Raw genomic sequence first — 26,965 nt, forward strand, 5'->3', positions numbered from 1 at the left:
GCAGGCTCCGGTCTATTCGACCACCTCGATCCATTCGCCCTTTTTGAGCGCGCGGACCGAGTTGTCGTACATGGCTTCGCAGTAGATCGACGGCAGGTAGTAGCGGCCCTTGTATGTCGCCGTCAGCTTGACCGGTATCTCCTTGCTTTCGCCCCGTTTCAGGTCGAAGTAGCTCAGCACCCGGTCGTCGCGGATGTCCTGATAGGTGACCGACGTGAGGTCCCGCTCCGAAGTGATCTCCCAGCCCGCCGGAACGATATGTGTCAGCGCCAGATTGGTGTATTTCTCATAGCCGCTGATGTTCGAGACGGTCACCACGGCGTAGAAATCCGTCGAAGCGCGGATCGACTTGGGGTCTACGGCCTTGCCGTCCATGTCCGTATACCGGACGGCGATGCGGATGTTGTCGGCCGCCTCCGTCTCTTCGCCCTTGGCGGGGTTGTAACGCTGGCTGACGACGGCATACAGACTCTCCTTGCCGTTGTTCGTCACCCCGGTCTCTTCGGTCAGCGGCATGCTGACGAAGGATTTGTCGGTTCGGATGCTCTCTTTGCCCGCTTTGGCGTCGATGCCGGTCTGCCCCGACACGATGAAGTTGGAGAGGGTGCTGAGCATCCACGCCGTAGACTGCGTGCTCAGCCACTTCTCCTTCTTGAGGATGTCGGACATCTTCAGGGCCGTGCGGAACGCCTCTTCCCGTTTGCCGAGCAGCGTCTGCGTCATGAGCACCACGGCCATCTGGCGTTCGCTGCTGTTGTAGGTGTCGTCGTACGGATCGACCTTGCCGGTCTGGCCGCTTCCGCCCTGCGCGGTCAGCTCTTCGGCTACCTTCCGGTTGCCGTCCAGCGCATAGGCCGCCGCCAGCATCCATTTGACGTCGTTCTTCAGGTCGGCGGCTTTCTCCCTCAGCCGGTTCATGGCGCCCCGGTCAGCCATGTTGTTGAGCGCCAGAACGTACTGGGCGTAAGCCTGCGTCAGGAAGCTGTCCGCTTCGTTGCCGCGCAGGTATTTGAGCGCGCGGTCGAGCATCGGGCGGTCGATGGCGTAGCCGTATTTCGCGGCTTCGGTCAGGAAGTGGGCCGCATAGGCCGTTCCCCACTCGGAGCTGTTCGAACCTCCGCTCCAGTAGGCGAACGATCCGTTGTAGAGCTGGTAACCGCCCAGACGCGACAATACGCTCTTGACGTTGCGGTCGATGTCCTGAAGCGTCCGGACGTCGCACTCCATGACGGCGGGCAGGTAGAGCTGCGGGAATGCGCCGGAGGTGATCTGCTCGATGCAGCCGTGGGGGTACCTCACCAGATATTCCATGCGGCGCGTGAGGTCTGCGGACGGGATCGACGAGAGTTCGAGCTTCGCGTTTCCGGTATCCTTCAGGGGCCTGAGGGCGATCGTTTTGCCCGGTTCCAGCATGTAATCCTCCGACGTCGTTACGTAGGGGTTGGGTTCGCGTACGTCCAGCTCGATCTCCGAGACGGAGCTGTCGCCGGAGGAGGTCGCCGTGACCCGAACCTTTCCGACGCCCGTCTCCTTGTTGACTTTCAGCCGGAACGTTACGACCTCCTCGCCGCTTTGGCTGAGGGCGATCGTCTTGCTGCGCGGGCCGACGGCCGAGAAGAGTTCGTTCGCGGAGACTTTCAGGTCGATCTTGCCGACTCCCTTTTCGAGGGCGAAAACCGTCACCGGCAGCTCCACCTCTTCGTCCGTGGAGACCACGCGCGGCAGGGTGGCCTGCACCAGCAGCGGTTTTTTCACTTCGGCGACCTTCTCCGCGGCGCCGGAAGCCCGTCCGTTCGAAGCCACGACCATCACGCGCACCGACCCGAAATAGGGCGGCAGCGCGATTTTGTGGGTGTTCGTTTTGCCTGCGCCTAGCTTCTGCGCTTCGAGGAACCGTACGACGGGTCTGAACCGCTGCGCCTTCAGTGCGCCGGTGTTCTGCTGCTGCTCCGCGTCGCCGCCGATTGCGAACAACTGTTCGATCCTGCCGCCGTAGGCGCCGATCACGTGGTCGAACATGTCCCACGTCCGTACGCCCAGCGCCTCCGTGGCGTTGAAATGGAGGTAGGGGTTCGGCGTCTTGAAGCGCGTCAGCCCCAGCAGGCCCTCGTCCACCAGCGCCAGCACATAGCTCATCTTCTTGCCGTCCTTTTCCCGGACCTTTATCGTGATCTCCGACTCCGGTCTGACCGTTTCGGGCATGTCGATCACCGGATCGAGCTTCGTGGCGGCGTCTTCGACGTCGAGCCGGATCACGCCGAACAACCTTATCGGCGCATCGTTGTGCGTATGGTTATGGGGCTGGACGAGCGTCACCGAGGCGTAGACGTTGGGAGCCATTCCGGCTTTGATCGGTATCTCGAACGCGGTCTGTTTGTCGGCGCAGTCGATCCAGAAACTTTCCCGTACGACGCTGCCGCTCTCGACGCTCACCAGCGCCCGCGCTTCCGGCGAAGAGGGGATCGTGATCTTCGCCTTGTCGCCCGGCGCATATTTCTCCTTGTCCTTGGTCACGGCGAGTCGGGTGGCTGCGTCCGTCACCGAGGAGACGTCGCCCCGCCAGTCGGAGGACGATACGCAAACGACCTGAGTCGCAGCGTGTTCATGGCCCGAACCGGTCACGCGGATCATATAATAGCCGTAATCGCCTGCGCTCCAGCGCATCGCGACCTGCCCCGCGCCGTCGGTCAGGGGCGTCTGCAATGTCTTGTAGCAGGTGTTGAGCGCATTTTTCGCATAACGGGCCTGCGAGTCCGACGCGGCGTCCCACCACCAGTAGGAGGTGATCTTGTAGACCGAGACGAGCACCTCCTCCCTGCCGGGCAGGGGACGTCCCTGCGCATCGAGCATGACGATGCGCAGCAGATGTTCTTTTTTGCTGTCGAGGTATTCGTCGCCCCAGTCGCTCGTCTGGGGCGTCACTCCGATTCCGAAATAGGCGTCGTAGGGCGACACGGGGATGATCTGCTGATCGACGCTGAAATCGCCGCTCTTTTCGAAGACCTTCACCGTGAATTTGCCGCTCAGCATGCCGGGGCTGAGCCCCTCCAGCGAAGCGAGTCCGTCGGTCGTCAGCTGCAGCGTTCCCTGCTGGTCCGTGGTGCCGGAGACGATCTCCCGCTCCTCGGTTTCGAAATATTTCGTCGCGTCGTCGAACGAGTACTTCTCATAACCCTTGAAACGCGTCGGAATCTGCCTGAGCTGCGCCTGAAGCGTCATTTTTGCGCCGTCCGCCGGAGCGCCGTGCAGCCATTTGGCCATCAGGCTGCCCGTGAACTTTCGGGCGTCGATCCGCTTGCCGTCACCGAGCCGCATGTCGATTTTCATTCGGTTGGGCTTGATGGCGTCCACGCGGATCGCTTTTTCGAATACCGCGCCGCCCAGACTTACGCGCGCCAGCCACTGTCCGGTAGGCGCCGCCGGCGTCGTTCCGAGTTTGAACGTGTAGATGCCGTCCGAGGAGCCGTTGCTGACCAGCGTCTGCACCAGCTGCCCGTTGGGGTTGAAGAACTCCACGGACGCCGGATGGTTTTCCGGCAGCGGATTGTCGGACGTGACGATGAAGGTGAGGAAGATGTCGTCTCCGGGCCGCCATACGCCGCGCTCGCCGAACAGAAAACCCTTCGTGCCTTTGGGGTTGGTGGTGCCCCCGACGTCGAAATTGCTCAGTGACAGCGCCGCGCCCCGCTCCACCTTGACGAAGGCGAGCTGTCCGTCGGCTTCGGCCGCTACGATGGAGGGCTCCTCCCTGCATTTCAGCACGGCGCGGCCTTCGGAATCGGTGGATGCTTCCGCCACGGTCTGGTTCTGCTTGTCGTAGGCCCGTACCTTGCAGCCTCCTTTGGGCCGGGCTGACAGCAGGTCGGTGGTGTAGACGACGTACTCCTCTTCGCCGCTGCTTTTGCAGATGATGCCGATGTCGGACTGCAGAACCAGTTTCGACCGCTCCCGGTAAGTCCGGTAATCTCCGAAATAGTAGTCGTAATCATACTCGTCGGTGGGAACCAGCGGTTCGACGCCCTTGATCTCCAGCAGGTACATCGACTTCCGGCCGTCGGTTATCAGGCGGCTGAGATCCAGCGAATAGGTGTTGGAGAGGTCGAGCTTGGTCGATGCCTTGGCCGAGAGATCGACGGTCGTATCGCGGACGATGCGCGACACGTAGTCCATAGCCGAATAGTAGTCGCCGCCGTAGTAGTTCTGCTGGAAGAACTGCAGCAGGTTGTTGGCGAATATTTTCCGCACGCGCACCCGCGCCTTGCGGTAGTTCACCGCTTCGAACAGCAGGGACATGTCGTTCGACGAGGGGAGGACGGAGCCTTTGCCCGCGAAGCGGATCGCCGGCACCCGCGACGGCAGGTTGGCCGTGAACGTATAGCTCTCCTTGAGCCGCTGCCCGCCCTTGCTGAGCACGTTCCGGCTTATTTCGATGTCGAAATTCCCCGTGACGTGCGATTCGGGATAGATGTAGAGCCGGTTCTTGTCGACCGAGGTGCGGAATTTCGTGTCGAAGCGGATCAGGTCCTTCAGGTTCTGGCTCTGTTTGAGCGGTTCGGAGAAGGTCACCACCACCGCGAGCGGTTCCGCCGCGACGCTGTGGTCCAGCACCACATACTCGTCCTTCTTGGGCACTTCGACGGTCAGGGTCTTGCTGTCGCCGTAGCCGAAATCGAGCGTCAGCGTGTAACCCGCTCCCTCGCCGGGGGCGATGTTGCCGACGGTATACTGGTGCGTGGTGCCGTTCGCGGAGTGCACCCACGCGACGTCCGGATTCTTCAGTCCGCTTATCTTGAGGTTCTTCTCCACGTAGCCGCTCTCCGCGTAATCGGACGAGACCACCTCGCCGACCAGTACGTAGGAGGTCATGTCGTCGCTTTGCTGCAGCCAGTAGTCGCTGTAGGCGAACCGCAGTTTCGGCGTGGCGAATTCGAATTCCGCGACGCCTTTGAGCTGCCGTCCGGTGAGTTTCGCGGCATCGATGGTCACCTTGTAGCGGGTGTCGTATTTCAGGGGCGACCGGGGGATGATCCGCAGCATCCGCATTCCCGAAAGGTAGACGTCGAAATCGACGGAGGGCGAGATCGATACGGCTTCCCGGATTCTGTCCTCTTTCGGCTCGACGTTCTCCTTGAACGTCACGAGAATCGGCATTTTGACGCCCGTCACTCCGTTCGGCGACGATTCGATGATATCGGACGGCTGCCTGCCGCATGAGGCGAAGAGCAGGAGAGCCGTTGCAAACAATACGTAGCGGATTGCTTTCATAGTGGTTTTTTTGGTAACTTTGTCAAAGATACATAAAATATGACTGAAAAGCTCAAGCGGAAAACAATATATTTCCTGCTGTTGCCGCTCCTTGCCGCGGCTGCGGCGGGGTATTGTTTCTGCCTGCCCCGGACGCTTTTCGACGAGCCTTTCTCGGCGACCGTCTGGAGCCGCGACGGCCGTCTGATGTCGGCCAAGGTCGCTTCCGACGGACAGTGGCGCTTTTTCCCTACGGACAGCGTGCCTTACAAATTCCGTGTCGCAATTACTACTTACGAGGACAAACGTTTCTACCGCCATTTCGGGGTCGATCCGCTGGCGCTCGGCCGCGCCGTGCGGCAGAACCTCGCTTCGGGAAGGGTGGCCAGCGGCGCCAGCACGCTTACGATGCAGACGATCCGCCTGAGCCGCGGCCGGAAAGCGAGGACCTTCCGGGAAAAGATCGTCGAGGCGGTGCTGGCGACCCGGCTGGAATTCAGATGCGGCAAGGAGGAGATACTCGCCCTGTACGCCTCCCACGCCCCCTTTGGCGGCAATGTGATCGGGTTGGAGAGCGCCGCATGGTACTATTTCGGCCGCAGCGCCGGCAGCCTCTCGTGGGGCGAGAGCGCCATGCTCGCCGTACTTCCGAACTCGCCCGCGCTCATCCATATCAGGCGCAACCGGGAACGGTTGCGGCGCAAGCGGGACGACCTGCTGGAACGGATATGGCGCGGCGGGCATATCGACTCCCTGACGTGCGCTCTGGCCCGGCAGGAACCGCTGCCCGACGCTCCCGAACCGATGCCGATGCAGGCGATGCACCTGCTGGGGCGGATGCGCGGGGGATCGCTCCGCTCGACGCTCGACTATGACCTGCAGCGCAGGGTCAACGAGCTGGCGCTGCGGCACAACCGGCGCAACAGGGGCAATAAGATAAACAACCTCGCCGTCGTGGTGATGGATGTGAAGAGCGGCGAAGTGCTGGCCTATGTGGGAAATGTCTACGATCCCGCGGACAGGAGCGAGGGCACCAGCGTCGATGTCGTCCGGGCGCCCCGCAGCAGCGGAAGCGTGCTCAAACCCCTGCTTTACGCCGCGATGCTGGACAACGGGACGGCCCTGCCCACGATGCTGTTTCCGGATGTTCCGACTTATTACAAGGACTTTACGCCCCAGAACTTCAACCACGACTTCAGCGGCGCGGTGCCTGCCAACCGGGTGATCGAACGTTCGCTGAACGTTCCTTCGGTGAAGATGCTCGACAAATACGGGCGCGAGAATTTTCTGGCGCTGGTGCGGAATCTGGGATTCGGGACGATTGACAGGAGCGCCGACCATTACGGGCTTTCGCTGATTCTGGGCGGTGCCGAGATCACGCTCTGGGACCTGACGTCGGTCTATGCGATGCTGGCCGCCAAGCTCGGCGGCGGGCCGGTCCGCATCCCGCACTGCGATCCGGAGGCCGTAAAGACGGTCAGCGCGGACGACATTCCGCTGTCGAGGGGTGCGATATGGCTTATGTTCAATTCGATAAGCCATGTGGCCCGTCCTGAGGAGGAGGGCGAGTGGCAGTATTTCTCCTCGTCGAAGAAGATCGGCTGGAAAACGGGCACCAGCTACGGCAACCGCGATGCGTGGGCCGTCGGGGCGACGCCCGACTATGCCGTCGGCGTCTGGGTGGGCAACTGTTCGGGCGAAGGCCGTCCGCTGATGACCGGGGTGGGGTATGCCGCGCCGCTGCTCTTCGACGTATTCGGGCTGCTGCCCGGCGGGGAGTGGTTCGCGGAGCCTCACGGCGATCTGGAAGCGGCCGTCGTCTGCCGGCAGAGCGGCTGTCTGGCTTCGCACATATGTCCCGACCGCGATACGCTGATGATTCCCCGCACGGCTGCCGCCGGCGAAGTCTGTCCCTACCACCGGATCGTGAATCTGAGCCGCGACCTCCGCTACCGGGTGACCGCGGACTGTTACGACCCGGCGCAGATCGTCCGGATGCCGATGTTTATCCTGCCGCCCGCGCAGGAGTGGTATTACAGGAAGCAGCATCCCGACTACCGTCCGCTGCCGCCTTTGCATCCGGGACTTTCGGGCAGCGGGGCGGGCGGCAATCCGATCGACATCGTCTATCCCCAGCCGGGGCGCGTGCTGGTGGCGCCCAAATCGCTCGAAGGCGAGGCGCAGAGTCTGGTCTTCACGGCCATACACCGCGACCGCAACGCCGTGTTATACTGGCATATCGACGACAATTATATCGGTGCGACGACCCTCGAACACAAGATATCCGTCCGTCCCGCTCCCGGTGCGCACCGGCTGACCGTTATCGACGAACACGGGGCGCGGCAAAGCGTCTCGTTCAGCTGCCGCTGACCGCAGCCTGTGGCTTCTTGCGGGTGCGGAGGGGCTTTGCGCTGGGTGCCGCGCAGTGCTTTCCGGGGGCCGAAGCCGGTTTTCCCGGAGGGTTTGTACTTCGGCGGACGGTAATGGGAGGGCCGGCCGTTATTGCCGGGATCGCTTGGGAATGGATCGAGGCCGTTTGCGAATTTGATGTGGTGTCGGTTAAACAAGAAGCCGGACTTAAAAAAGTCCGGCTTCCTTGTGTTTGCAATCCCCGTCAGCGGATCACACGGTATGCGGGCCGTGCGCTGACCGTGCGGCGGTGCTTGGCGGCCGAGTTCAGGTCGGGCTGGTCCACCGTTCCCTTGGTGTGGACCTCGACGATCTCCGGCTCGGTCGTGATTCTGCCGTCGGCGGAGCATCCGTACGCGAAGACGATGTAGGCCGATGCGGCTTTCAGGCTTACGACGTTGTAAGCCGCGTCGCCCGTGTAGAAGCAGTCGTCGTCCCCGATCGTCTGTCCCGCTTCCAGTCCCTGCATGCGCCAGTAGAGGTCGTAGGGCGGATATTGCCGCGGCGTGGCGAAATTGTCGCGGTAGGTGTCCCGCTCGTCGATGAACGTGATGTAGCTCGTGTTTTTGTCCGAAGGGATCACCTTGATCGCGAGATCCTGCTTGTCCACGGTTACGTCGATGGTGAAGGTGCACGCTTCGGTCGGCGTGAAGGCTTTGGTATGGAAAAGCTTGCGCGAGACGCGGCTGTTCGAGAATTCGCCGTTTTCGTTGCAGCCGAACGCCACGGCGTAATAATCGGTATTGGCTTCCAGCGGGTAAATGTCCTCCGAGATATAGAGCGGATCGCGCCGCATGAATCCCGGCGAGGAGAATGCGAGGTCGCCCGTTGCGGTGAAGTCGCTCCAGAGCAGGATGCCGTCGCTCAGCTCGCCGTAATAGGGCCACAGGTAGCGGTCGTCGATATAGGTCTGTGCGAAATCGGCGTCGTCATAGGCCATGTCGAAAGTCGATTTCTTGACGAACGTGCAGAAGTAGGGCAGGTCGTCCGAAGGATGGACGGCGCACTTCGCCCCGTACCACGAAATGTCGGAGAGGGTCATCAGATAGGCGGTGTTGATGATTTCGGGGGCTTTGGTGCTGAAGGGAACCCGCATGAGCGGCGTGACGATGTCGAGCGTCTTGGCCGTCAGGTCGTATTTTACGCCGACCACCGAGAGGTCGTAGCTCTCGCCGGGCGTCAGGCCGCTGTATCTGTAGTCGGTTTTGGCGCCTTTGAAGAAGTAATCCACATATTCCGGTCCGTCGACGATGTCGGCTTTGAAACGCTTCTGGAGCTGGGTGATACATGCCTCGTCGCTCTTGGCCGGATCGTAGGGATAGACGTAATAGGACATTTCGGGATCTTTCGGCGTGATGGCGGCCCTGACGCGGGTGTCCCCGACTTCGGTGATTTCGAGCGTGAAGTTGTCGCCTTCGGTTACGCCCGTGTAATCCTTGTCGATCTTGACCTTCATCTTTACCAGCGAGCTGCGGTCGTTGTCGCCGAAGTAGATGACGGCGATTTCGCCTTCCGTTTCGCAGACGGCCTCTTCGGCGGGGGCTTTGATCGTAAGCACCTCGTCGGCGTACGAAACGACCCAGCCGGTGGGCTTGGTCAGCACGACGTCGTTCACGCCCACGCTTTCGGTCTCATAGGTTTTGTTCTCGCCGTAGGCGTAGGTGCCAAGCGCCGGGGCCATTTTGACGAGCAGGTAGAAATCCGAACGCATGGCTACGGTGATCGTCGTGCCGTCCATGAGCGTGAAATAGGCGTATGCGCCGTCCTGCGTCACCTCCTTGAAGAACGAGTCGCTCACGCCGCCCTGACCCAGCGCCGAAACCGGCTGGTCCTTGTCGTCGGTGATGTAGTTCCACGTCGCGCCCTTGTCGCAGCTGATGATCCAGAATCCCTTGTCGTCGATCTTCAGCAGGGGCACGACGGCGGCGGCCGTGACGGGGATCTTTTTGCCGTCGGCCAGCAGCCATTCAGGCTCTCCCCCTCCCGATGTCAGGGTCCAGTAGTAGATCTCGTCCGTATCCTTCGCAACGCCGATTACGGGTGCCGCGGCGCCGTCTTTTCCGTCGGTGATCGTGATTTTGGTGTTTTCGGGGTCGGTGAAGTAGATCGTGTAGGAGCCGTCGGCGTTGGTTTCGACCTTCGAGACGTAGACCTTTTCGTTGAGTTTTTCGATCAGCGTCTGCATGGCCGAAACGTCGGAGTTGAGTTTGGCGACGGCGGTTTCGAGCGCTTCGACGCGTTTTTTGATGTCGTTCACGCTGTTCCACAGGTCGGTGTCGTCGTAGTCGCTGCATGCGGCGGCGAACGTCAGCAGGAGCGCGAGGCTCCAAAGGGCGAATTTTTTCATCATGATTTTGAGGTTAGGATAAATAAGTGACGGCCCTGCATTGTCGGTTGCAGGGACGCGGGAATTGCATGAGGGGCGCGGCAGGAATTTGCAGCCGGAGACCGCAGCCGCCGTTCCGCGGGCGGACGGGATTCATCGATGGACGGGACTTTCGGAGTTAGGTGACTTAACAAAGGTAGCAAAAAATCCGTACATTGTACGAATCGGCCGATTTTTGATCTTTTTTACACCCGATACTTTTGCCGGATCTCCGGTGGTATTGACATTACGCCCGGCCGAATTTCGGCCGGGCGTAATGAATGTTCCGTGACTTTCTGCCGCTCGTGTCTGGACGGCGGAAATTGCAGGGACTTATTGGTTCCTGAACAGGCTGCGGCCGTTGCGTATCGTTTCGGCTTCGCCGTTGCAGGGGATGATCGTGAACCGGCAGGCGTAGTGTTTCTCCAGCAGCCGGTACTGATCCGAAGGCCGGGCCTTGAGACTCCAAGTGTCCGTGCCGCCGACACCGGTCTGCGTACGGTCGATATTGACGGTCAGAGCATCGGCCAAAGGTTCGACTTCGTTGCTGTGGCGCGCCTTGTCCAGACTCTCCTGCGTGCAATTCCATACCGATACGCTCAGCGGTTCGGCCCCGACGAACTGAACGCCCCGGCCGTCGGAAGCTGTCAGCGAGAGCCAGCGGACGTCGCAGCGGTTGCCGTTTTCCTGAGGGGTGATGTAACTGTGCATGAATTTTTCGGGCGTGCTGCGGTAAAGTCCCAGAAAGGCGCCTTCGCAGCGGTCCGAATAGTTTTCCTGCGGACCTTTTCCGAAATAGGCGATTCGCTCTAGCGTGTTGGGGACGCAGGTTTGCAGTCCGACGCGCAGCGGCTCCGGCATCCGGTCGGAGATGTCGAGCTTGTAATCCACGGCCAAGGCCCCTGCGCCGTCGAGGGTATAGGTCAGCGTCAGCCGGACGCTGTCGGGTATCGCCTTCTCGACGGTGACCGAACCCGCCGATTCGTCGATTCGTACGGAGACGGTCTGCAATCTTTCGGGGGCTTCTTTCCAGCATCCTGCGATTTTCCCGACGCGCCAGCCGCGCCAGTCGTTGTCGGTGGAGGCGCGCCAGAAATTGGGGCGCAGCGGGGCGCTTATCAGTTTGCATCCGCGCACCGAGTGCGAGACGACGTACCCGCTGCGGCGGTCGATCTCGGTGCGGGAGCCGGCGGCGCTCAGCACGATGAACTCGTCATCCTGCGCGACGCTTGCCCTGCCTTTGGGCGCACTCCGGACCGGCTCTTTGTAAACGGGCAGTGCAAACTGCTCCTCGGCGGCTGCGTATCCGGCTTCGGCGTACGGCGTACGGCGCTTTTCGCGGGCCTGCACCCGGAGCAGGTATTCGGCGCCGGGTTCCGGTTTGAAGAGCCGGAATGCGATCGCGGCTTCGGAGCGGCAGCCGGCGGCGGTCGGCGGCACCTCGAAACTGCCGTGCTGGAGCACGCCCTTGTCGGTCGAGATTTCCCATGTGAAGTCATAGCGTTCGGTCCCGGCGAAGAAATTGCGGTTGCGGACTGCGATCTTTCCGGCCGCAAGGTCCGAAGCCGTGAACTCGACGGGCTGGAAGACATATTTGCACTCCAGTGCGGCGGGTTTCAGCGTACGGTCGGGATTGACGATGCCGTTGCAGCAGAAAGCGGCGTCGTTATGTTCTCCGGCCGGTTCGAAATCGCCGCCGTAGGCCCAGTAGGTGCGTCCCTGCGCGTCTTTTTTCACCAGTCCCTGTTCCACCCAGTCCCAGATGTGTCCGCCCAGCAGTCCGGCGTGTGTCCGGATGAGTTTCCAGTAGTCGTTCAGTCCGCCGGTGGAGTTGCCCATCGAATGGGCGTATTCGCACATCATCACGGGGCGGTCGAGCATCGGGTTGAGGGCCATCTGTTCGAGCTGCGCGGCGGTCGGATACATGCGGCTGAGGACATCGACATAGGCAGGGTCGGTGGGGTTGCCGCCGTTTTGCGGCTTCTTGACCTGTCCGGCGGCGGGCTGGTTGTCCGCAGCCATTACGCTGGTAAAGGCTGCGGCCGAAGTCCGTTTCAGCGGAACGTAAAGCGGGTGCATAGGCTGTCCCTGCGCTCCTTCGTAATGGATCAGGCGGGTCGGGTCGTAATCTTTGGCCCAGCCTGCCGCAGCCGCGTGCGCCGGGCCGCAGCCGGATTCGTTGCCCAGCGACCACATGATGACCGACGGGTGGTTGCGGTCGCGGATGACCATCCGGCTTACGCGTTCGAGAAAAGGCGTAATCCATTGCGGATCGTTCGAGAGCAGGCCGCCTTTGCCGTGCGTTTCGATGTTGGCTTCATCGACGACATAAAGGCCGTAACGGTCGCAGAGTTCGTAGAAATAGGGGTCGTTGGGGTAGTGCGACGTGCGTACGGAGTTGATGTTGAGCCGTTTCATAAGGCGGACGTCCTCCTCCATCGATTCGCGCGAAACGGTTTTGCCGCCATATTGGTCATGGTCGTGCCGGTTCACGCCGCAGAGCTTTACCGGCACGCCGTTGACGAGCATTTCGCGGCCGCGCAGGCGGACGTCGCGGAATCCGACCTTGCAGCTGCGGGCTTCGGCGAGTTTTCCGGCGGCGTCGCGGAGAGTCAGCACCAGCGTGTAGAGTGCGGGATTCTCGGCGCTCCACTTTTCGGGTGCGGTGATACGCTCTTCCAGCAGGGCGAAATAGACGTTGTCGCGCTGGGGATAGGCTTCCGCAAGAATCTCTTCGACGGGCAGCGTCAGTTCACGCCCGGAAGGGGTTCCGTCGGGTGCGTAAAGCCGTGCGCCGAGTTGCCAGCCTGCGGCGGAGGCCCCTTCGCGCAAATCTATTGCCGGACGGATTTGCAGCAGCGCGTCGCGCATGTCGGCGTCGAAGATCGTCCTGACGCCGAAATCGCCGATCGCGGCATCGGGCTTGGCCGAGAGGAAGACCTCCCGGTGAATGCCCGCCATGCGCCAGTGGTCGGCGTCTTCGAGATAGCTTCCGTCGGTCCATTTGAATACTTGGACGGCCAGTCTGTTCTCTCCCGGCTGTAAAAGTCCGGTGATGTCGAATTCGCTGGGCAGGCAGCTGTCTTCCGCATATCCGGCCAAGGCGCCGTTTACCCAGACGTAGAATCCGGAATAGACTCCCCCGAAGTGCAGGGTCACACGGTTGCCGCTCCACGCTTCCGGCACCGAAAAGGTGCGGACGTAACAGCCCGTGGGATTGTCGCGCGTGATGTAGGGCGGCTTGAATTCGAAGGGATAGACGACGTTGGTATAGATCGGGTAGCCGTAGCCCTGCATCTCCCAGCACGAAGGGACGGGTATTTCGTCCCAGCCGGTCAGGTCGGCTCCGGGGAGCCAGAAATCCGCGGGGCTTCGGGAGACGTCTTCGGCGAAACGGAATTTCCACATGCCGTCGAGCGATTGGATGCGCGACAGCGTGCGGTCGCCCGCAAGGGCGTCCTGTTCGGAGCTGTAAGAGTAGGAGGTGGCTCGTGCGGGAAGCCTTCGCAGGGCGTTGACGAATTGGTCGGCCGGAGCGTTCCGTTCGGAAGCGGCTGCGGCGGTGCAGAGGGTCGTTCCGCAGAGGAGAATTGCCAGAAGTCGGTTCATCGGTGAGGTTTTAGAATACAAATTTAATAAGTTTTCGCATTGCGATGGTCGCCGTGCCGGTAATAAACGCTCCGTTTGAGCGGAATCTGCATGCCGCCGGTCGTTTCGAGCCAGTCGTAGAGGTCGTTGGCCAGCGAGCGGATCGTATCCTGCAGCTCCGGACGGTCGATCAGGTTCACCGTCTCGTAGGGGTCTTCCTGCAGGTCGAAGAACTCGTTGGTGTCCCAGATGCCGTGGTAACGGATGTATTTGTAGCGGTCGGTGCGCACTCCGAAAACGGTCGGAGTCTGGGGGAACGCATATTCCCAATAGTATTCGTAATAGATGCGCTTGCGCCAGTCGGCTGCCGTGCCGCCCTTGAGCAGCGGCAGGAACGACTCGCCGCACATCTGCGGCGCTTTGGCGAGTCCGCAGGCGGCCATGATCGTGGGGGCGACGTCGATGTTCTGCACCATCTCCTCCACCGTGCGGCCCGCCGGAATGAGTTCGGGACAGTAGGCCAGCATCGGCACGCGTACGGAGGGTTCGTAGAAGTTGCGTTTGTCGATCAGTCCGTGTTCGCCCCACGTGAAGCCGTTGTCGCCCATATAGATCACCAGAGTCGATTCGTCCAGCCCTTCGGCCTGCAGAAAATCCAGCAGCCGCCCGATGGCGTCGTCCATGCTGGTCACCGTCTCGCAGTAATTGCGGAAGTCCTCCTCGTACGGCAGTGCGCCGTGATACTGGTAATCGACGCCGTGCCAGCTTTCCCGCTGGTTCTTTACCCAGTCGGGGAGCCGGCTCTCGCCGTACCAGCCCCGTCCTGCGAGCGGCCTGCCGTCCGCATCCTTGCCGGGCAGTCGGGGGATTCCGTACTCCGGCACGTTGAACGACGGCGGATAGACCGCTTTTTCGTCCTTGTACATCCCTTTGCGGGAGGGCGAAGGCTGAAACCCGGAGTGTACCGATTTGTAGGAGAGGTAGATGAAGAACGGACCCTCTTCGTTGTCGCGTACGAAGTCGATGGCGTGGTCGGTCAGTATGTCGGTGGAGTAAAGTTCCGGATCGAACTTTACGCGCTCGCCGTTGATGTTCAGTACCGTGTCGTAGTAGGTCCCCTGTCCGCGGAATCCCTCCCAATGGTCGAATCCGGGCTGGGGCATGTCGTCCTGATTGCCCATGTGCCATTTGCCGAAGAAGGCGGTGCGGTATCCGTTCTGCTGGAGGTACTGCGGGAAAAAGACCAGATCGTCGGGCTTCGGTGCCTGATTGTCCACGACGGTATGGGTGTGCGTAAACAGACCGGTGAGGATGGAGGCCCGGCTCGGCGAGGAGAGCGATGTGGTCACGAACGCATTTTTCAGGCAGGCGCCTTCGCGGGCCATGCGGTCGAGCGCCGGGGTCTGCAGCCACGGAACGGCTCCCGTGAACCCCATGAAGTCGTAGCGGTGGTCGTCGCTGAGGATGAAGATGACGTTGCGCGGTTTTTCGCCGTTGCGGGCGACCGGGACCGGAGCGGCCGGTCTGGCTGCCGCCTGCGAAATGGCGAGGGCTGCGAAGCCTGCGGGCAGCGTGATTCGTTTCAGGTGCATCATAGCTTTATGATTGTGGTTTCAGGATTGAGTGCCATACATTCGATGTGTCGCAGGATTTCTGCGGCATCTTCCGGCGCCGTAAGCGTGACGCTCCGGCTTTCGCCCGGCAGCAGGTCGAAATAGTTGTCGGAGAAGATTCCCGCCGTACCCCTGTAATGCAGGGTGAGATTCTTCGCCAGTTTGTCGCTGCTCACCGTAATCCGGCAGGTCGCTGCGTCGGGCTTCTCGGCGCGGATGCGGACCGCCGCGGCCGGGAGTGCGGCGTTTTTCATCGTCTCGAAATATTGCAAAGTCCGGTACGCGGTCTTGTCGGACCGGAATTCGCAGACCAGCACCGCGTTGCCGGGGTCTGCACCGTCCAGATAATCGCGTACGCCGTACCGGAGCGCACGCTGCGATGCGGCGGCTCCGACGGTCACGGGGTGGGAGCTGCTTTTCAGCTCGTTGCCTGAAAAATCCGTCAGCGTGAGTTTCATTACTCCCCGGAGCGGCTTCCGCAGGTCGGAGACGACGAAAATGTCGAGCGTATCGCCTTGGATGTAAGGGGAGACGACGACCGGTTCGCACGCTTTCCTTACAAAGTAGTGCATGGCTTTCCACCGGCCGTAATAGTCGATTCCCGACCAGCTGGCGCAGGGCCATACGTCGTTGAGCTGCCAGATGAGCGACCCCATGCAGTAGGGCATGTTGCGCCGATGCGCCTCCATCGCCGTCTTCATCCCTTCGGCCTGCATCAATTGGCTGAGGTACAGCGTGCGTGCGAAATCGTCGCTGCGCAGGTATGACCGATCGACATATTCCAGCATCCGGGCGTCTCCCTTTTTCCGGTCGCCCTGATGCGACGTCATGGACGGAGAGGCGAGGCGGCGCTCCCCTTCGGGGATGAAACGCTCGACCGAGGAGAGTTCGGGGTAGGATTGGAGTCCGTATTCCGAGATGAAACGGGCGATTTGGGTGTTGTAGGCCGATATGGGGTCGCCTTTGTGCCAGACGTCCCAGTTGTGTACGTCGCCGTAGCGCCAGCGGTCCGCCGTATCGAGCCCCCAGCCCGGCGAGGGCGACGAGTGCCAGTAGGGTACGGTGCCGCCGCAAAGGCTGTCCACCACGCCGGGCAGGATATTCCGGAAGATGGTTTCGTTTACGCGGTCGAACTGTTCGGCCTCTTCTTCCGTATAGAATTTGCGGAACCGGCTGTTGCGTTTGTCGTGGGGTTTCCATGCTACGTCTATTTCGTTGTTGCCGCACCAGAGGACGAGCGACGGGTGGTTGCGCAGCCGGCGTACGTTGTCTTCGGCTTCGGCCCGGATGTCGGCGTAGATCTGCGCCGATCCGGGATACATGTTGCAGGCGAAGACGAAATCCTGCCACACCATGATGCCGTACCGGTCGCACATTTCGTAGAAATCGTCCGACTCGTACGTGCCGCCGCCCCAGACGCGCAGCATGTTCATATTGGCTTGGGCGGCGCTCCGCACGAGAAATTCCGTTTTCTCCCGCGAAATCCGGGGCAAAAACGCGTCGGCCGGCACATAGTTGGAGCCTTTGCAGAATACCGGGATGCCGTTGATCTCGAAGCCGAAACCGCGGCCGCGGCCGTCCGCATCGTCGCGGCAGCGGAGCGATACGGTTCGTACGCCGCATCTGACGGCCGTGCGGTCAAGCTCCCTCCCCTCTTTTTCCAGCACCAGCTCCACGTCGTAGAGGTAAGGCTCGCCCATTCCGTTGGGATACCACAACCGCGGAGAGGGAATCTCGAACGGCTCTTCGATTGAATGCGTCCCGGCATCCAGCGTCTTGTCTGCCGTGAGGATGCTCTTGCCGTTCAACAGTATCCGGATGCGATAGCAGCCGGCCGCATCCGTCCGTAATGCGGCCGATGCGCTCATCTGCGCCTTTCGCGGCCCTGTCGAGCGGGTGCGCACGTGGAAATCCTCCACGCGGGCTTCGTTCCACGCTTCGAGCGCGACCGGACGCCACAATCCGGAGGTGACATAGCGCGGCGCCAAGTCCCAGCCGTACTGGTAGCCCGACTTGCGGGTGAAAACGCTTACCTTGTTGGGGCCCAGTCCGCCCAATGCGCCGAGGTCGTTGTTGGCGGTGAGACGGCCGCCGTAGGCCGCCATGTTTTTGAGCCCCTGCATGACCGGGGAGTGAAAAACGACGTGCAGGCGGTTGTTCCGGGATTTCAGCAATCCCTTGACGTCGCTTTTCCATGTGCGGAACATGTTGCCCGTGCGGTGAAGCAGTTCGCCGTTCAGCCTGATGTCGGCATAGCAGTCCACTCCTTCGAAGACGAGCCGCACGTTGTCGTACGACGCCAATTCGGGTGCGTCGAACGTGCAGCAGTACTCCCAGTCGGTCTTGTCGATCCACTGCAGATCGCTCTGGCTGCTGCCGTAGAACGGATCGGGGATCTGCCCGTTTGCCAGCAGGTCGGTATGCACGGTTCCGGGGACTGCGGCCGGGAGCCATTCGCCGAGTCCGTATTGCCGGAATTTCCATCCTTGGTTCAGTTCGGTGCGGCCGGCGGCCGAAATCCGGCTTCCCGCCGCGGCGGTCAGAAGCCATAGGATCAGGAGAAGTCTTTTCATCGTTTGTCGGGTTGGGTTGTCGCAAACATAACTCAAACGGCCGGAAATGATGGTCAGCGATCCGTCAAAAAATAACACACCGCCCTGATGCGGTAATTTTCCGACGCTGAAAACGCGCTTTCGGCTTTTCTGTTAGTTTTGGATGAATCCGTGCTTCGTGAGCTGCCCGGAATTTCGTAATATTGCCGTCGGGACAAAACGTATGCAGGTATGAAAACAACACATCTTTCAGGACTTTTGACCACCGCGGGACTGGTGTTCGGCGGCGGGAATTCGTATGCGCAGCAACGGCCGAACATATTATGGCTTACGATCGAAGACACGAGTCCTTATGATTTCGGCTGTTACGGCAACAGGCATGTCGCCACGCCCACGATCGACAGTCTGGCCGGAGCCGGCATCCAATATATGCGGGCCCATTCGGTCGGCACCCAAAGCTCGCCTTCCCGGTCGTGCATCATCACCGGATGCTACGCCTCGACTTTCGGCATGGAGTGGCACCGCTGCCGGTTTGCCACGCCGGAGACTGTTTTTCTGCCCGACTATATGCGTGCGGCGGGATATTACTGCACCAACAAATCCAAAACCGACTACAATACGCTGTGTGACAATAAGGCCATGTGGGACAGCTGCGGTCCGGCGGCGACATACAACAACCCGGCGCGGAAGAAGGACCAGCCGTTTTTTGCCGTATTCAACTCGATGGCCACCCATATGGGGCGCATCCGTTCCTATCATACCGACCAGCGGCGGGATTTCGCCCTCGAAGGGCTCGATCCGGCGCGGCTGGAACTGCCGCCGCATGTGCCCGACATTCCGGAAATCCGGTCTGACTTCGCGTTTCATATGGAGGGGTCGCAGGACATCGACGCATGGGTCGGGATGTTTCTCGACGATCTCAGGCGGCAGCGGCTCGATGAAAATACGATCGTCTTTTTCTTCAGCGACCACGGAGGATGCCTGCCCCGCGGCAAGGGGTTCGTCTATGAGACTGGGACCCACGTGCCGTTCATCGTCTACCTGCCTCCCAAATGGAGACATCTGGCCAACGGTCAGTCCGGCCGGACCGACCGGCTGATCGGGTTCCCCGATCTGGCGCCCACCGTACTCTCGCTCGCCGGCATCGAACCTCCGGCCTATATGCAGGGCAAGGCGTTTCTGGGCCTACGGCGGCGATTTCGGAAGCCGCGAGAACCATGACGCCAACTTCAATATCAACGGAATCATCAATCCCGACCGGAGTCTCAAGCCGGCCGCGGCGGAGGCGAAGCATGTCTTCCAGCCGCTCGAAATCGCGCAGCCGCGGCCCGGAGAGGATTTTTTCACGATCCGGAACCGCAATTTCTTCGTTTCGACCGATGAGTATGTTTTCGAATGGCGCATTACGTCCAGCATGGGCGCGACGCTGGGAAGCGGGACTTTCGAAGTGCCGCGCACGGAAGCGGGAGCCTGCACGGAGTGCCGCGTGGGGTACAAGGCGCCCCGTCCCGAATCCGGCGTCGATTATTGGCTGGATATCGTTTACCGCCTGAAAGAGGATAAACCCTATGCCCTGCGGGGATTCGAGGCGGGCCGTTACCAGTTCGCACTGCCCGCTGCGGCGCCCGTGCGCGCTGCGGCCGCCCGCAGTGCCGTCGTCAGCCGTACGGAACGTTCGGTGACGCTGACTGCCGGGAGTGTGACCGCGACGGTCGATGCGGCGACGGGATATCTGTCGGGATATGCGGTGCGGGGCTGCGAGCTGATGCGGAGTCCGCTCGTACCGAATTTCTGGCGGGCATCCACCGACAACGACCGCCGGGGCTGGCGTACGCGGGAGCGCATGGGCGCATGGCGCACGATGCCTGAGCGGCTGAAACTCGAAAGCCTGAATGCGGCCGACGGTGCGGTGACGGCCGTCGTGTGCGGCGGGGGCGTCAGGCTGGCTTTGCGCTATCGGCTTGCGGCGGACGGGGAGCTGGCCGTTTCGTACGACCTGCGGATCGCAGACACGCTTCCCGAACCGCTGCGCATCGGTCTGCAGGCTCTGTGGAGCGGGGAGCTGGACCGCTATGTCTACTGCGGCCGCGGTCCCGGAGAGAATTATGCCGACCGGAAGGAAGGCTCCCTGTTCGGGGTCTACTCCGGCAGTACGGCCGATTTCAGTCCCGCCTATATCTATCCGCAGGAGTGCGGCAACCGCTGCGACGTCCACTATCTCCAGCTTGGGGGCAAAGGCGGCGGAGTAGTTTTCGCCGGCCGGCAGCCTCTGTGCGTCTCGGTCTGGCCCTGCACGCAGGAGGCGCTGGATGCGGCGGAGCATACGCACGAGATCGTGCGGCTGGACGACGCATGGCTGGTGAATGTCGATTGTGCGCAGGCCGGCGTGGGCGGCACCGACTCGTGGAGCGTGAAATCGCGTCCTTCGGAGGCGTACCGGCTTTTGGAGAAGCACTACGGATATGAATTTGTAATTGCTCCTGCGGGAACTCCGGCCGATGCGGCGCGGACGAGCCGCCGGGTGGCGTATAAAAATGAATAAACGATGAAAAAGTGGTTGATGGCGTTCCTACTGCTGGCCGGAACGGCCGGGGTGCGCGCCCAGCAATGCGATGTGCCGCAGATCGGCGCTCAGGTTTTTGTAGAGCCGGGACAGACGCCGGAGGATATCGACGGATTTTTCCGCCTGTTGCACGATAACGGGATGAAGGTGGCCCGTATCCGGATGTTCGGGGCGCACATGTACCGCGGCGGGGAGTGGGATTTCTCGCTTTACGACGAGGCGTTCCGTGCGGCGGACAAATACGGCGTCCGGCTTTTCGCCACGCTGTTTCCCGTCACCGACGAGCTGAACGACGTGGGCGGTTTCAAATTCCCCCGTTCGAAGGCGCACCTGCGCGAAATCGACGATTATATCACGGCCGTGGTGTCGCATTTCCGGCAGTATGAATCGCTGTGGACATGGGTGCTGCAGAACGAACCCGGCAGCGGCGGGACGCGCGTCGCCATGACCGACCTCGCAAGGGAGGTCTATGACCGCTGGCTGGCGGACTTCCCGCCGGAAGAGCGCGGGGAGGGTTATCTGAAAGCCGATTTCACGCAGGAGAAGTTCCTGACCTACTATACGACGTGGTATCTGAACCATATCGCGCAGCTGGTCGAACGGCTCGATCCGCAGCGCGGGCGACATATCAATCCGCACCAGATTCTGGGCACGCTGCCCGATTACGACTTTCCGGCCTACTCGAAATTCCTCACCTCGGTCGGCGCGTCGCTGCACCTGAGCTGGCATTTCGGCATGTTCAGCCAGCGCGAATATCCGCTCGGCGTCTCCCTGATGTCGGATATCATCCGTCACAACGCACTCGGCAATCCGTTCTGGATCACCGAACTGCAGGGCGGAAACGTCACCGCCAGCGGCAATGTTCCCTACTGTCCCACGGCGGCGCATACGGCGCAGTATCTCTGGACGGCGATCGCTTCCGGCGCCGAAGGGGTGATCTTCTGGTCGCTCAATCAGCGGGCGGCCGTCATGGAGGCGGGGGAGTGGGGGCTGCTCGACTTCCTGCGCAGGCCCTCGGACCGTATGCTCGAAGCCGCGAAGGTCGCATCGGTATTGCAGCGTCACGGTGAAGAGTTCCGGGAGTTGAAGCCTGCGCCTGCTCCGGTGACGCTCCTCTATAACATCGCTTCCCTGCGCATTCAGCGGCGCAATGCCGAAACGCTCGCATCCGGTGAGGAGGGACGGCAGGCTTCGGCCTGCATGAAATCGCTGGCCGCCGCCTATGAGGCCGTCTCGGCATGGGGCGTTACGCCCGAAGTGGCCGATATGGCGACCTTCGACTGGGACGACGCGGCGGGCCGTACGGCCGTGATCCCGCATATGGTGGCGCTGCCTTCCGAATTCCGGCCCCGCATCGAGTCGTTCGTCCGCAACGGCGGCAAGCTGATCGTTACGGGATTGTCGGGATTCTACGATGAAAATATGCGATGTCTGTTTATGAACGGCTTCCCGCTGAAATCGTGTTTCGGAGCGGAGGTCAGCGAATTCAAAGTCGCCGGGGAGTATTTCACGCTGGGCGAGGAGCTGCCTGCGCATCTGTGGCGGGGGATATTGGTGCCTGCTTCGGGCGAGACGATGATGACGGACGGCGGCGATGTCGCGGCCGTGCGCAACCGCTATGGCCGCGGCGAGGTCGTGTGGGTGCCCTCCCCGATCGAATTGGGCGGATATCACCGCGATATGGTTCCGCTGACGGCTTTCTACGGGCGGGAGTGCCGCGATGCCATAGACGCGGCTCCGGCTTCGTTCCGCACGCCCGAACCGGACGTGCTGATGCGCACCATGCGCAAAGAGGGCGTTTTGACGACCGTGATTGTCAACAAGCGTCCGGAAAGCGCGGCCATACGGCTGCGTACGGGTCGATACGGCGTTCCGCGCGTGATCTACGGGGATGCCTCGGTTAAGGGGGCGCAGGTCACGGTCGGAGCGGATCGCTGCGCCGTGGTGGTCTGGAGCAGGTGACGATTTGAGGATAAGCCCTTCGGCCGTTCGGATAGGAATGCGCATCCCCGCTTGTTTGTCGGCGGATGCGCATTTTTTCGTGTGAATACGCCGAGAGCGGCCGGAACAGGCCGGGATTGTTGTTTCGGACATATTGGAGTCCGGCTGCCGGCGGGGATTTCACACAAACAAAAATCCCCGTAATCGTAAGATTACGGGGATCACCAAGTGCCCAGGACAGGAGCAATGGTATCAAGCTAAGATATATAAATAAGCAAGAAAAACGCGCATGAAGATTCTTCATGCGCGTTTTTTTCTGCTAAATCAATATTTTTACGGGATAAATTTTGCCGCCAATTTACTCATTTTATCATTAATTTTTGATAAGTTCTTTCTGGTTTTATCTGCCTTAAAGCGGAACCGCTCCATGAAGCGGCGGCCGGCCTTTAGGCCGTCTATTTCCCGCGCGGATCTTCTATCCTTTGCGCGGTCTTTCTCATCAGTTTTTATCACGGCACTTGAAGTACTCTCCCTGGTACAAAGCTAATAGTGCCAGTCTTGACACATCTCCCTTCGGCGCACTTCTTTGAAAAAATTAACCCCGGCTCCACCGGGGCGTCCTGAAATAATTTTTTCAAACAACTGCTTCTTCGCTCGCTTTAGTCACCACATTTCTCCGAACTGTTAGACTGGCCCTATATGTTTTGTACCAGGGAGAGGGAGGTAACCCAACCGACCTCACCCAGAGTTCTTTGACGTACTTGAGGAGCTAATAACAGCGGGTACATTCCCGCGTCTATCAATTCACAATTAAAACTCCGGCGCAGGAGTATAAAGTCTGCAAAGTATTATGGAAAACAGAGCGAAGAAATGTATTGAATGTGGCAAAACGCTCACATTGGATTACTTTCGGAGAACGCCGTTATCTCCTGACGGCTATGCCAAGATGTGCAAGTTATGTGCAAATATCAAGCGCACGCAAGGCAAGAATGAAGAACGGAATCCGGCACTGCTAAATTTTAAAGCACGAGAACTGATTGACGAACTCCGTGCGCGTGGTTATAGGGGGACATTGAGAATAACAAAGGATATTCAGGTATAGCCGGTGACTGAAGAGCCGGTTTATTCCGGCTCTCTTTTGCTTTTGTTTGTACTGCTGTACCATGCCCCGCCAGCGGGGCCTTGATCGCTCCTAAAAAGCACGACTTGCAGGGCGTTGCAAGTCGCGCTTTTCTCCACGTCGCGGCAGTGCACCCCTCGCGTTGCGAGGGAGAGCGGTATTTTCTCTCTGGGTCTGACCGGGCTGCGGTTTTACCCGGCCTCTGTCAGAATTCAAGCTTTCTGCGACCTGAAGGGTCACCCCTTACACGTTGCCTTCAGAGCCTTTCTGATACAAAGTAGTAACCCTGCATTTTGCCGGGCAATGAACCCGCGAAATATTTTCTTAGAAGTCCCTTCGGGAGAAGTGTTTATGATGAAAAAATTTACCCCGGCAGGCCGGGGCACACTGAAGAAATTTTTTCAAAAATATTTCCCGGAACCCTTGCGCCGGTTCAGCGGTAGAGAGCGGCCGCCTATGCCCATTCCAGAGGAACGGGCGGCCGCTCCATGTTCATTACAAAATGTCAGCGTCCCATACGAGTATCAGAAAGGCTCTGAAGGCAACGTGTAAGGGGATGCCCCTCGTTCTTTGAAATCTTGAAAACATCCATCGGCAGGGAAATCACAGCCCGGCAAACCTTCGAGAAAATGATAGTTCGATAGAAAGGATAAAGGGCGTGACGAGGATGTTAGCGAGTTTTCAACCACAAGTTCTTTGACGTATTAACCAGCTCCGCTCGATGTGGTCGGCGGATGGCGGGGAGCGAAGCCCCAGCGGAGCGCAAATACAAACATTTTAAAATTTTAATGCTATGGAAATATCACTGGATGATTATTTAGGGCAACGAGGGCTGAGGTCTCCGATAAGTGGGTACATGGATGACAAATGGCGAAACATGCGCTTAACGGCTCGGGGGCAAAAAAGATTCGAGAAAGAGGCGGAGGCTGCAATTATTGAATACAGCAAGCTACGCAAAGCCGCCATAGACGAATATAACAATTTGGTGAAATCGGGCGAGATAATCCCGCCGCATGAAACGAAATTGGAAGCCCTCTTGAGTGTGGCCAGAGGACACCCGGATAACGAAGGAACACAAGCAGCCCGTAGGTTGCTGAAAAAAAGATATGGTATAATATCCTGGTAATATGCCGCATAATTCAAATTCTTAAAATTACAGTTTTCTCCTGTTTAAAAAAAGCTATCCCAATGAATTCAAACGATAAAATCCGACTTTTGTACATCGACCTTTTCTGCGGTGCGGGCGGCACCTCGACCGGGGTACACCTTGCGCGGCATGCCGGAGATCCTTGCGCCAAGGTGATCGCGTGCGTGAACCACGACGCCAACGCCATCGCGTCGCACGCTGCCAACCACCCCGACGCGCTACACTACACGGAGGACATCCGTACGCTGGAGTTGGGGCCGCTCACGGCCCATGCGGCCCGGATGCGCCGCCAGTATCCGGATGCCTTCGTCGTCCTCTGGGCCTCGCTGGAGTGTACGAACTTCTCGCGGGCCAAAGGCGGCCTTCCGCGCGACGCCGACAGCCGCACGCTGGCCGAACACCTGTTCCGCTACATCGAGGCGCTGACCCCCGATTACATCCAGATCGAGAACGTGGAGGAGTTTATGTCGTGGGGCGATCTGGACGAGAGGGGCAAGCCCGTCAGCAGGGATGCCGGGCGACTGTACCGGAAATGGATCGACAACGTGCGGGGCTACGGGTACGACTTCGGCCACCGCATCCTGAACGCCGCCGACTTCGGGGCGTACACTTCCCGCCGGCGGTTCTTCGGGATCTTCGCCCGCCGCGGCCTTCCGATCGTCTTTCCGAAACCGACTCACACCAAGAACCCGGCACAGGGCGACCTGTTCGGCCAGCAGCTTCGCAAGTGGCGGCCAGTGCGGGAAGTCCTCGACCTTGAGGACGAGGGCGAGTCGATCTTCGACCGGAAGCGGCCGCTGGTCGAGGCATCGCTTGCCCGCATCCACGCGGGGCTGGTGAAGTTCGTCGCCGGCGGGCGCGAAGCGTTCCTCGTCAAATACAACTCGATGAACCAGTGCGGGAAGTATGTTGCACCCGGCATCGACGAACCGTGCCCGACCGTGGCGACGCAGAACCGCCTCGGCGTAGCCAAGGTGTACTACCTCTGCAAGCACTTCGGCGGGTCTCCGGAGGGGAAATGCACTGCCGTCGATGCGCCCGCGGGCGCGATCACCTGCCGGGATCACCACGCTTTCGTCTCGGCCTACTACGGCAACGGGTTCAACTCGTCGATCGAGCAGCCGTCACCGACGGTTACGACGAAAGACCGTTTTCAACTGGTGCGTCCGTTCTTCGCCAACTACTATTCCGGCGGCGTCCAGACGTCAGGAACGGACGGCCCGGCTCCGGCCGTCATGACGAACCCGAAGCAGCGGCTCGTCGCGCCGTGGATCATGAACACCAACTTCAGCAACGTCGGCAGTTCGCTCGACGCTCCGGCCCAGACCGTGACGGCCAACCGCAAATGGCAATACCTGATGAACCCGCAGTTCGCCTCGGCGGGTGCCGCTACCGATCGGCCGTGTTTCACGCTGATCGCCCGCATGGACAAGCGGCCTCCGCGGCTGGTGACGGCCGAAGCGGACGGCGAGGCGCTGCCCTCGTTCATCAGGCTGGAGGACGAAACGTTGGTTTACGAGATTTACCCGGAAGATACGCCGATGCTGGTGCAGATAAAGGAGTTCATGGCGCTGTACGGACTGGTGGACATCCGGATGCGGATGCTTCGTATCCCGGAACTGAAGCGGATCATGGGCTTCCCGGAGAACTACGTACTGATCGGCACGCAGGAAGAGCAGAAAAAATTTATCGGCAACGCCGTCGAAGTGAACATGGCGCGGGTTCTCTGCGAGGCGCTGGTGGCGAAACTTTACGAGTTGAACATCGTGCCGCAGCGGTTTGCGGCGTAATGGCAGTCCGCTCATACGGTGACAGCTCTGGAGCATTGCTTCAGAGCTGTTGTCGTTTAAGATATCCTCCTGCGGGATGCTAAAATGTAAGTTGGGGCAGTTCAGTGTTACCATTTTTGCGTTTTTTAAATTCAGTGTTACCATTTTTGCGCGCGAACCCCCTTTCAGTGTTACCAATTTTGTAGCTCTGTGTTACCATTTTTGCGCTTGTATACCTTATATATAATCAGAAAAATATATTTATATATTTTTCTTCTTTTATTCAAAATAGAACTCAAAAAAAATGAACTCAAAACGCGCATACGCGCGTAGCGCGCACGCGCGAGGGAAAAGGTATTTTGTTTATTCGCAATGGGGAAAAGGGTGTTGCAGTTTCAGTTTTTCGTGTCTACCTGCTATTATGACAAAAATTGTTCTTAATGTGTGTTACCATTTTTGCGCTTGAAATATTGATTCGGGGGCAAATTCCCCTCTTTTTTATGGTCTGTGTTACCATTTTTGCGTTTTTTGTATTGCAACATGCTGATATTTTTGAAATAACATAAGATATTTGGGGGTGTTTGTGTGTTACCATTTTTGCATATTCTATTTGTAATTTACTGATATACATATTTTTATGTATATTTTTTGAGT

Annotated in this window: 10 protein-coding genes and 1 pseudogene; 6 read left to right on the top strand and 5 right to left on the bottom strand. The window is 59.8% G+C overall.

Annotated elements, in window-relative coordinates:
- Positions 1-12: 12 nt before the first annotated feature.
- A complete protein-coding gene (locus ALFI_RS09020; protein ID WP_014775570.1) occupies positions 13-5,265 on the bottom strand; it encodes an Ig-like domain-containing alpha-2-macroglobulin family protein in 5,253 nt (1,750 codons plus the stop codon).
- Positions 5,266-5,304: 39 nt separating this feature from the next.
- On the opposite strand from ALFI_RS09020, the gene pbpC reads away from it, so the two are divergent.
- The gene (gene pbpC / locus ALFI_RS09025) at positions 5,305-7,614 is read left to right on the top strand and encodes a penicillin-binding protein 1C (protein ID WP_014775571.1); all 2,310 of its coding nucleotides are present in this window, start codon (positions 5,305-5,307) and stop codon (positions 7,612-7,614) included.
- Between the two features lie 244 nt (positions 7,615-7,858).
- Here the strand turns inward: pbpC and ALFI_RS09030 are convergent, their stop codons facing one another.
- The 4 genes from ALFI_RS09030 to ALFI_RS09045 form a co-directional block, all read right to left on the bottom strand.
- On the bottom strand, positions 7,859-10,003 hold the full coding sequence (locus tag ALFI_RS09030) for a PL29 family lyase N-terminal domain-containing protein (protein ID WP_244264957.1): 2,145 nt from the start codon (positions 10,001-10,003) through the stop codon (positions 7,859-7,861).
- Positions 10,004-10,351: 348 nt separating this feature from the next.
- Positions 10,352-13,627 (bottom strand): glycoside hydrolase family 2 TIM barrel-domain containing protein, encoded by a 3,276-nt coding sequence (locus ALFI_RS09035; protein ID WP_014775573.1) that lies wholly within the window; start codon positions 13,625-13,627, stop codon positions 10,352-10,354.
- Positions 13,628-13,650: 23 nt separating this feature from the next.
- A complete protein-coding gene (locus ALFI_RS09040; RefSeq protein WP_052312784.1) occupies positions 13,651-15,201 on the bottom strand; it encodes a sulfatase family protein in 1,551 nt (516 codons plus the stop codon).
- Positions 15,198-17,792: a beta-mannosidase gene (locus tag ALFI_RS09045; RefSeq protein WP_014775575.1), complete on the bottom strand. Its 2,595-nt coding sequence runs from the start codon at positions 17,790-17,792 to the stop codon at positions 15,198-15,200. Before ALFI_RS09045 ends, ALFI_RS09040 begins: the two co-directional genes overlap by 4 nt.
- A gap of 237 nt (positions 17,793-18,029) precedes the next feature.
- On the opposite strand from ALFI_RS09045, the pseudogene ALFI_RS09050 reads away from it, so the two are divergent.
- From ALFI_RS09050 to ALFI_RS09080, 5 genes and pseudogenes are all read left to right on the top strand, one after another.
- Positions 18,030-18,956, top strand: a pseudogene (locus tag ALFI_RS09050) (sulfatase family protein); the annotation flags it as partial.
- A gap of 49 nt (positions 18,957-19,005) precedes the next feature.
- Entirely contained in the window at positions 19,006-20,313 is a 1,308-nt protein-coding gene (locus tag ALFI_RS09055) for a beta-galactosidase small subunit family protein (RefSeq protein ID WP_353934707.1), read from the top strand.
- Between the two features lie 3 nt (positions 20,314-20,316).
- On the top strand, positions 20,317-22,296 hold the full coding sequence (locus ALFI_RS09060) for a beta-galactosidase trimerization domain-containing protein (RefSeq protein WP_014775576.1): 1,980 nt from the start codon (positions 20,317-20,319) through the stop codon (positions 22,294-22,296).
- 1,892 nt (positions 22,297-24,188) lie between these two features.
- The gene (locus ALFI_RS09075; RefSeq protein WP_014774406.1) at positions 24,189-24,521 is read left to right on the top strand and encodes a hypothetical protein; all 333 of its coding nucleotides are present in this window, start codon (positions 24,189-24,191) and stop codon (positions 24,519-24,521) included.
- A gap of 62 nt (positions 24,522-24,583) precedes the next feature.
- On the top strand, positions 24,584-26,332 hold the full coding sequence (locus ALFI_RS09080) for a DNA cytosine methyltransferase (protein WP_014775578.1): 1,749 nt from the start codon (positions 24,584-24,586) through the stop codon (positions 26,330-26,332).
- Positions 26,333-26,965: the final 633 nt, after the last annotated feature.

The sequence above is a fragment of the Alistipes finegoldii DSM 17242 genome (genome assembly GCF_000265365.1).
Taxonomy (GTDB): Bacteria; Bacteroidota; Bacteroidia; order Bacteroidales; family Rikenellaceae; genus Alistipes; species Alistipes finegoldii.